Below are 1308 nucleotides of genomic sequence, written 5' to 3'. Positions count from 1 at the left end.
CCTAAAAACCCACTGGGTCGCGTCATGTACCGTAAGCTGAAAGTCTATGCGGGCGCTGCACACCCACATACTGCTCAGCAGCCCCAAGAACTGAAGTTTTAACGGAATAGTACATTATGTCGGCGACTCAAAATTACGGCACTGGCCGTCGCAAGACCGCAACCGCACGCGTTTTCCTGCGTCCGGGTACTGGTAATATCTCCATCAACAACCGTTCGCTGGAAAACTTCTTCGGCCGCGAAACTGCCCGCATGGTAGTTCGTCAGCCGCTGGAGCTGACTGAGACTGTCGAGAAGTTCGACATCTACGTCACCGTGATCGGCGGTGGTGTAAGTGGTCAAGCTGGCGCAATCCGCCACGGCATCACTCGCGCTCTGATGGACTACGACGAAACCCTGCGTGGCGCTCTGAGCAAAGCTGGCTTCGTTACTCGCGACGCCCGTGAAGTTGAACGTAAGAAAGTTGGTCTGCGTAAAGCGCGTAAGCGTCCGCAGTACTCGAAGCGTTAATTCCGCTTCCACGTTCAAAAAGAACGCCCGATTCCTCACGGAACCGGGCGTTTTTTTATGCCTGCGATTTATCAAAAGAATTGCGCTGCGACAACTTGCCACTTCCGTAGACCCCCTATACTGCAAGGCTTGAGGGTGAGAGCTCCGGGTAATTCCCTTGTCAGAATTGGGGCTTTTCATTACCATCTCGGCAAAATTTTTATAAGTTACATTGATTTATTTAGTAGATGCCTGATTTAACAGGCCACAAAGCTGATGGGAGAGGACTGAATGAGCAATGACGGCGTGAATGCAGGCCGGCGTCGCTTCTTGGTAGCAGCCACATCCGTGGTGGGTGCTGCAGGAGCGGTGGGGGCTGCGGTCCCGGTCGAGGGGTCAAGGTTTCCCAGTGCCAAGGCGAAAGCCGCAGGTGCACCGGTGAAAGTGAATGTCAGCAAAATCGAGCCAGGACAGCAGATGATTGCTGAGTGGCGCGGCCAGCCGGTGTTCATTGTCCGCCGTACTGAGGAAATCCTGGGGAATCTCAAGAAGATCGAGGGCCAGCTCTCTGATCCAACCTCCAAAAACTCCACGCAACCCACCTATGTCGACCCTGAAGTGCGATCGATCAAGCCGGAAATTCTGCTGCTGATCGGGATCTGCACGCACTTGGGTTGCTCACCGACCTTCCGTCCCGAAGTGGCACCTGCGGATCTGGGTAAAGACTGGGTAGGCGGTTATTTCTGCCCTTGCCACGGTTCTCACTACGATCTGGCTGGCCGCGTCTACTAGTCGCTACCTGCGCCTTTGAACCTGCCAG

Annotated in this window: 1 protein-coding gene and 2 pseudogenes; all 3 read left to right on the top strand. The window is 54.7% G+C overall.

Going from position 1 to position 1308, the window contains the following annotated elements; translation table 11 throughout:
* Positions 1 to 102, top strand: a pseudogene (gene rplM, locus ACIOVB_RS27735) (50S ribosomal protein L13); the annotation flags it as partial.
* Between the two features lie 14 nt (positions 103 to 116).
* The gene (rpsI, locus tag ACIOVB_RS27730) at positions 117 to 509 is read left to right on the top strand and encodes a 30S ribosomal protein S9 (RefSeq protein ID WP_401272300.1); all 393 of its coding nucleotides are present in this window, start codon (positions 117 to 119) and stop codon (positions 507 to 509) included.
* A gap of 270 nt (positions 510 to 779) precedes the next feature.
* Positions 780 to 1277: pseudogene (gene petA / locus ACIOVB_RS27725) on the top strand (ubiquinol-cytochrome c reductase iron-sulfur subunit); the annotation flags it as partial.
* Positions 1278 to 1308 lie beyond the last annotated feature (31 nt).

It is taken from the genome of Pseudomonas sp. NPDC087639 (assembly GCF_044743385.1).
Taxonomy (GTDB): Bacteria; Pseudomonadota; Gammaproteobacteria; order Pseudomonadales; family Pseudomonadaceae; genus Aquipseudomonas.
This window is presented reverse-complemented; position numbering and strand designations above follow the sequence as displayed.